At 66.7% G+C, this 6,788-nt stretch carries 6 protein-coding genes; all 6 read right to left on the bottom strand.

The genetic code is table 11. The annotated features are described in order from the left end of the window. Positions 1–82: 82 nt before the first annotated feature. From ACE039_RS22850 to ACE039_RS22825, 6 genes are read right to left on the bottom strand one after another with little or no spacing between them, the layout of a single operon-like run. On the bottom strand, positions 83–1,069 hold the full coding sequence (locus ACE039_RS22850; protein ID WP_485823409.1) for an ABC transporter ATP-binding protein: 987 nt from the start codon (positions 1,067–1,069) through the stop codon (positions 83–85). After that, positions 1,059–2,099: an ABC transporter ATP-binding protein gene (locus ACE039_RS22845; RefSeq protein ID WP_485823408.1), complete on the bottom strand. Its 1,041-nt coding sequence runs from the start codon at positions 2,097–2,099 to the stop codon at positions 1,059–1,061. The genes ACE039_RS22850 and ACE039_RS22845 overlap by 11 nt, the downstream gene beginning before the upstream one ends. Continuing rightward, positions 2,096–3,583, bottom strand: a complete 1,488-nt coding sequence (locus ACE039_RS22840; RefSeq protein ID WP_485823407.1) for an amidohydrolase family protein — start codon at positions 3,581–3,583, stop codon at positions 2,096–2,098. Before ACE039_RS22840 ends, ACE039_RS22845 begins: the two co-directional genes overlap by 4 nt. Beyond that, on the bottom strand, positions 3,583–4,776 hold the full coding sequence (locus ACE039_RS22835) for an amidohydrolase family protein (protein ID WP_485823406.1): 1,194 nt from the start codon (positions 4,774–4,776) through the stop codon (positions 3,583–3,585). The genes ACE039_RS22840 and ACE039_RS22835 overlap by 1 nt, the downstream gene beginning before the upstream one ends. A gap of 26 nt (positions 4,777–4,802) precedes the next feature. After that, positions 4,803–5,744, bottom strand: a complete 942-nt coding sequence (locus ACE039_RS22830; protein WP_485823405.1) for an ABC transporter permease — start codon at positions 5,742–5,744, stop codon at positions 4,803–4,805. Then, positions 5,734–6,726 carry an ABC transporter permease gene (locus ACE039_RS22825; RefSeq protein WP_310032407.1) on the bottom strand — a complete coding sequence of 331 codons (993 nt, stop codon included), beginning with the start codon at positions 6,724–6,726 and terminating at the stop codon, positions 5,734–5,736. Before ACE039_RS22825 ends, ACE039_RS22830 begins: the two co-directional genes overlap by 11 nt. Positions 6,727–6,788 lie beyond the last annotated feature (62 nt).

Below are 6,788 nucleotides of genomic sequence, written 5' to 3'. Positions count from 1 at the left end.
CCGGACCGCAATCGTTGACCCGCGCGCCCCAGCCACCCACGCGCCAGACGTCAAAAGAACACCCTCCCCCGCAGCACAACAACTAAGCCGCCACCGCCCTCCTCTCCCACCTCACCGCATGACACCGTACCTGCCGGCCGCCGACGACGCTCACCTCCGGCACATCGATCCGGCATTCGTCGCGCGCATCCGGACACCTGGGATGGAACGTGCACCCCGTCGGCGGCTGGATCGGGTTCGGGACTTCGCCGCCCATCGGCTCTCGGTCCCGCCTGGGGTTTTCCAGATCCGGAATCGTATCCAGCAGCATCCGCGTATACGGATGCTGGGGCGAATCGAACAACGCGTCCGCCGCGGACTGTTCGACGATTCTGCCCAGATACATCACCGCCACACTGTCCGACACATGGCGCACGACCGACAGGTTGTGGCTGATGAACACGTAGGTCAGGCCGAATTCCTTTTGCAGATCGCCCATCAGGTTCAGGATCTGCGCCTGCACCGACACGTCCAGGGCGGAAGTCGGCTCGTCGCAGACCAGGAATTCGGCTTCCGTCGCCAACGCGCGGGCGATGGAGATGCGTTGCCGCTGGCCGCCCGAGAACTCGTGGGGAAAGCGGCCCGCGTCGCTGGCGGACAGGCCCACCAGTTCCAGCAGCTCGTCGACGCGGCGGCGCGTATCGGCGGGCGTGGCCCGCAAGCCCTGCGTGATGATGGGTTCCGCCACGATGTTGCCCACGCGCCAGCGCGGATTCAGACTGGCATACGGATCCTGGAAGATCATTTGCGGGTGCAGCACGCCGCCACTGCGGTTGCGTCCATATTGCAGCTTGCCACGGGTCGGGGCGACCAGGCCCACCAGCAATTTCGCCAACGTGGACTTGCCGCAGCCGGATTCGCCGACGATGCTTAGCGTGGTGCCCCGCGGCACCGCCAGGGACACCCCGTCCACCGCCTTCAGCGTTTGCTCGGGCTGCCGCGACAGCGTCCGCTCGAGCCAGGGCGGCGACACATCGAACCAGCAGGCCAGGTCGTCGGCCCGCAACAGCAGATCATCGTTACGCGGCATGAGCGACGCCTCCTTGATGCAGCCAGCAGGCGCTGACCGTGGCGCCTGCCGGGGATGCAGCCAGCGGCGGGCGTGTTTGGGCGCAGCGCGGCCCTGCCATGGCGCAGCGGGGATGGAATGCACAGCCCTCGGGCATCGCGTGCAGCCGCGGCATGGCGCCGTCGATCTGGTTCAGGCGCTCGGCGCGCTGGCGCAGACCGGGGATGGCATTCATCAGGCCCTGCGTGTAGGGATGGCCGGGACGCCGCAACACGTCCAGCACCGGGCCGATCTCGACGATGCGGCCCGCATACATCACCGCCACGCGATCGGCGGTCTCGGCGATCACGCCCATGTCGTGGGTCACCAGCAGCACCGAAGTGCCTTGCTCCCGGCACAACCGGCGCAGCAACGCGGTGATCTGCGCCTGCACGGACACGTCCAGCGCCGTCGTGGGCTCGTCAGCGATGATCAGCGCGGGCCGCGCCGCCAGGGCCAACGCAATGACCACGCGCTGGCGCATGCCGCCGGAAAACTGGTGCGGATAGTGATCGATGCGCTTGTCGGCCGCGGGGATCCCCACGGCCAGCAGCAGTTCCAGCGCACGGGCGCGCGCGGCGGCGGCGGAAGACTTGTCGTGATGGCGAATGGTCTCGATCAACTGGTCGCCGACGGTGAACAGCGGATGCAGGCTGGTCAAGGGGTCCTGGAAAATCGCCCCGATCTCTTTGCCGCGCAGCCGCTGGCGCGCCTTCGGCGGCAAGTTGTCAATGCGCTTGCCCGCCAGATGGATCTCGCCGCTGCCCAGCCGGCCGGGCGGCTCCAGCAGGCCGATCACCGCCATGCCGGTCAGTGATTTGCCCGCGCCTGACTCACCCACCATGCCCAGGACCTCACCGGGCTGGATATCGAAACTGATGTCACGCGTGGCCACCAGGACGCCGTGCCGCGTCGGGAATTCCACGGACAGGTCGCGCACGGACAGGGTCGGCGTGCCAGCGGGCGTGGCGTTGGCCTCGGGCGTAGCCGGGCGGGACAGGATGGCCATCATGACGGGCTCCTTGCGGGACGCGGATAGCTGGAAGAGAAAATCTGGTCGGCCGGGGGATGGCCCCAGGTGCGATCGGGGTAGCGCGCGACCAGGCCGTCGAACTGCGCTTGCGCCTGCTCTTGCGCCAGGCGCGCATCGAAGCCGGGGATATGGCCGTCCACCATCACAAAGCGGCCGTCGATGATCACCTGCGACACGTCGCGCCCGCTGCCGCTGACCATCAGCGTCTGGATCGGATCGATCATCTGGCCATTGCGGTCGTGCGAGAAATCGAACACCACGATGTCGGCCTTGGCGCCGACCGCCAGCCGGCCCAGGTCTGGCCGCCCCAGGGCATCCGCCCCGCCGACGGTGGCGGCGTCGTAATAGTCCTCCGAGCGCACGGCTTCGGTCGTGCCGTCCGCCACCCGGCACAGCATCATCCCGATCTGCATGTTCAACACCATGTCGGGCGGCCAGGTGTCGGTGCCCATGCCGATGTTCACGCCCAGCTTGCGGTAGCGCGCGAACGATTCCAGCGTGGCGCCGTGGCGTCCCGACACCAGCGGGCAATGCACGATGCTGGCGCCCGCGTCGCGGATGATCTCGATATCGTGCCCGGGCCGGTCGATATGGCGCGAGCCCGACACGTAGGTGCCATGCGGCAGCAACGCGCGTTCGGACAGGAAGTCCAGGCTTTGCAGCCATTCCGGCGGGCTCATGCCGTGCTGCTCCAGCACCAGGTCGTATTCCAGGCGCGACTGGCAGCAATGCAGCCGGATCGGGATGCCACGCTCGCGCGCGGCGGCGGCCGACGCACGCAACAACCCGGGCGTGCACGTCTCGATGCGATCGGGCGACAGCATGGCACGCACGCGGCCGTCGTGGCGCCCTTCGACCTCGTCGCAGAATGCGACCGCGTCGGCCAGACCCGCCATGCCACGCGCCTCATCGTAGTGGCAGCGGATCTTGCCCTCGCCGTCCACATACGTATGGCCGCTACGGTAAGCCGGGCCCAGATACACGCGCAGCCCCAGTTCGCCGGCCGCGTTGGCCGCCGACAGGAACTCGTCGCGCGTTTCGCCCCAGACGCGGTAGAACAGCGATGCGATGGGCAGTGCCGTGGTGATCCCGTTGCGAATCAGCTGCGCGAACGCGTAGCGCTTCTGGAAAGCCAATTCGGCGGGGGTGTACATCTCGTACGGCCCCCGCTTCATATAGGTATCCGGCCAAATGCGGCCCTTGCGCCAGGCGGGGGAATTGTCGAAGCCCAGGATGGTCGTGTCCAGGTCGGACAATGCATCCAGGTCCACGAAACCCGGGCCGATCACCGCGCGGCCGTAGTCGTGGCGGCGCGCGACCGGCCCCGGATAACGGTGGCCGACATACACGATGCGATTGCCTTCGAAGACAACTTCGCCGTTCTCGTACAGGCAGTGGCGCCCGTTCTCGTGGCCGACCACCCAGCGCGCGGTCAGCAAGATGGGGCCGTCGGCGGCGCGCATCACGGCGCCTCCACCAGCGCGCGGCCGTCGCGCGCGACCACGCGGCCACGTTTGACCACCAGTTTGCGCACCGGCCGCGACACGATCGCCTCTGCGACCGTTTCGGCATCCACCAACACGAAGTCCGCCTGGCAGCCGGGTTCCAGCCCGTAGTCCGCCAGATTCATGACCCGCGCATTGCCGTAGGTGGCCACGTCCAATGCCAGCGCCAGTTCGTCGTCGCGCCGGAAGTTATTGCGCAGGCCCACCAGCATCGTGCGTTCCAGCATATCCGGCTTGCCATAGGGGCCCCAGGTATCACGCATGCCGTCGTTGCCGGTACAGACGGTGACGCCCGCCTGGCGCAGGCGCGCCACGTTGGGCACGGGACGCGATGCGGAACCCGTCGTCATGATGTGGACGCCCGCTTCCAGCAACCCGTCGGTCAGCGCCTGCACCGCCTGCGTGTCGGTCATGCCCAGGCAAAACGAGTGCGATAGGGTGACTTTGCCCTGCATGCCCAGGGCCAACACGCGGTCAATCGTCATCTGCATCGAAAACGCGCCCAGCTCGCCCGCTTCGTGCAGATGGATGTCGATCGGCTTGCCGTGCTTGTCGGCCAGCCCGAAGATGGCGTCCAGATGCCCCTTGGGGTCGCGGTCCATGCCCGCGGGGTCCAGCCCGCCCACGACTTCCGCGCCCATGCTCAGGGCCTCGTCCATCAGTTCCAGCGTGCCCGGGCGGATCAACAGCCCGCTTTGCGGGAAGGCCACCAGTTCCACATCGATCTGGTCGCGATATTGCTCGCGGGCACGCATCACGCCTTCGATCGCGGCCAGGCCAATGTCAGTGTCCACATCCACATGGCTACGAATATGGCTGGTGCCGTCCGCGATCGACATCACGATCTGCCGCGCCGACTGGCGGTACGGGTCGATGCCCAGGCGCTTCTTCTCGGCGCGCTCGTTCTCGATCTTGTCGATCAGCCGCGGCCCCACCTCGTTGCGGTACCAGGGCATGCCGTACATCGTCTTGTCCAGGTGCGCGTGGGCGTCGATCAGCCCCGGCAGCAACAGGGCGCCGCCGCCATCCACGACCGGCACGTCGGCGGGGGCCGCGCCCCCCCATGCGTGGATGCGCCCGTCGCGCACCAGTACCGACGTCGGCTCGCCGCCCGCCGGACGCACGTGGGTATACAGCGTTGCATTTTCCATGCTTATCCTCTATTGAACGATGCGCTTCAGCGCAAACGGGGATTCAGAGCGTCGCGCAGCCAATCGCCCAGCAGGTTCACCACCAGCACGATCAGGCTCAGATACAGCGCGGGGAAAACCACGACCCACCATTGCCCCGAAAACAGGAACTGGTTGCCCAGGCGGATCAGCGTGCCCAGCGACGGCTCGGTGGGCGGCATGCCCACGCCCAGGAAACTCAGCGTGGCCTCGATCAGGATGGCCAGCCCCAGGTTCAGCGTGGCCGTCACCATGACCGGCGTCAGCGTATTGGGCAGGATGTGGGTCAGCATGATGCGCAACGAGCTGACCCGGATCAGCCGCGCCGCCTGCACGTATTCCTTGCCCCGTTCCACCAGTGCCGAGGCCCGGACCGTGCGGGCGTACTGCACCCAGTTGGTCATGGAGATCGCCAGGATCAGGATCACGGACGACAGCGTTTCGCGCAGCCCCGGCGGCAGCAATTGGCGGAACACGGCCGTCACCAGGATGGCCACGAGAATCGTCGGGATGCTGAGCAGCGTGTCGCCCAGCCGCATCAGCGCGTTGTCGATCCAGCCGCCGAAGTAGCCCGCCGCCAGCCCCACCAGCAGGCCGATCGCCAATGACAGCACCACCGTCGCCAGGCCGATCACCAAAGACATGCGCGAGCCATACAGGATGGCCGACCACACATCGCGGCCCTGCGTGTCCGTGCCTAGCAGGAATTGCGGGTCGGCGCCCTCCACCCAGAACGGCGGCAGTTCGGCGTTCAGCAGGTCCAGTTGCGCCAGGTCATAGGGGTTCTGCGGCGCGATCCACGGCGCGAACAGCGCCAGCAAGACCACCACCAGCAGCACGACGCCCGCGCCCATCGCCACGTAGTCGTGCCGCAGGCTCCACCACAGATCACTTTGCAGGAAGCGGGACAGCCGGCTCTGCGCGCCGCCCGAAAAAGGTTTAGTGAGCATTGGCGCCTCCTTTGACGTGCTGACTGCGCAGGCGTGGATCGACCACGCCGTACATCATGTCCACGAGCGTATTCAGCGCCACGAAGATGAAGGACACGATCACCAGATAGGCCGCCATGACGGGAATGTCCACGAACATGACCGATTGGATAAACAGCAGGCCCATGCCCGGCCACTGGAAGACCGTTTCCGTGATCAGCGCGAACGCGATCAGGTTGCCGATCTGCATGCCGGTCACGGTAATGACGGGCATCAGGCAGTTGCGCAGCGCCAGCCGAAAATGCACCACCCTGTCCGGCAGGCCGCGCGCCCGCGCGAACTTGATGAATTCGGTGCGCAGCGTCTCCAGCATCTCGGCCCGCACCAGCCGCATGATCAGCGTGATCTGGAACAGCGCCAGCGTGATGGACGGCAGCACCAGCGCCGCGCGGCCCGACGGCGTCAAGAGGCCCGTGGACCATCCTCCGATCTTCACCGTATCGCCGCGGCCGAAACCGGGCAGCCAGCCCAGCTGTACCGAGAAGATCAGGATCAACATGATGCCCACCACGAAGCTGGGCAGCGAGATGCCCAGAATGGACACGAACTGCAAGGCCTGCGCCACGCGCGACTTGCGGTAGATGGCCGTCAGGACGCCCAGCGGCACGCCAATGACCAGCGACAGCAGCGTCGCCATCATCACCAATTCAAACGTGGCGGGGAAGCGTTCGGCCACCAGCGCGAACACGTCTTGCTGGTTGCGGTACGAAATGCCGAACTCGCCTTGCGCCGCATTGGTCACGAAGTGGACGAACTGCATGCCCACGGATGCGTTCAGCCCCAGCCGTTCGCGCAGTTCATCGCGCTGCGTCTGCGACGCCTGCTCGTTCAGCATCATGTCGACGGGGTCGCCGACAAAACGGAAAATCACGAAGGCCAGCAACGCCACCGCCAGCATCACGCCAACCGCGTTTACGACCCGTCTAACAATGAATGCCAGCATGTGCGGCTCCCTTCAGACCCGATGTCGGACTCCGGGCTGCCGCGCCCCGATCGGCACGCGGC

Source organism: Achromobacter maghribensis (assembly GCF_057334215.1).
The sequence above is the reverse complement of the archived record's forward strand: the minus strand, read 5'-3'. Positions and strand labels throughout refer to the sequence as shown.

What these genes read in the sequence shown, in the direction of transcription:
- ACE039_RS22850 (WP_485823409.1), bottom strand. Translation starts at nt 1,069, where the DNA reads ATGCCGCGTAACGATGATCTGCTGTTGCGGGCCGACGACCTGGCCTGC.
- ACE039_RS22830 (WP_485823405.1), bottom strand. Translation starts at nt 5,744, where the DNA reads ATGCTCACTAAACCTTTTTCGGGCGGCGCGCAGAGCCGGCTGTCCCGC.
- ACE039_RS22840 (WP_485823407.1), bottom strand. Translation starts at nt 3,583, where the DNA reads ATGCGCGCCGCCGACGGCCCCATCTTGCTGACCGCGCGCTGGGTGGTC.
- ACE039_RS22845 (WP_485823408.1), bottom strand. Translation starts at nt 2,099, where the DNA reads ATGATGGCCATCCTGTCCCGCCCGGCTACGCCCGAGGCCAACGCCACG.
- ACE039_RS22825 (WP_310032407.1), bottom strand. Translation starts at nt 6,726, where the DNA reads ATGCTGGCATTCATTGTTAGACGGGTCGTAAACGCGGTTGGCGTGATG.
- ACE039_RS22835 (WP_485823406.1), bottom strand. Translation starts at nt 4,776, where the DNA reads ATGGAAAATGCAACGCTGTATACCCACGTGCGTCCGGCGGGCGGCGAG.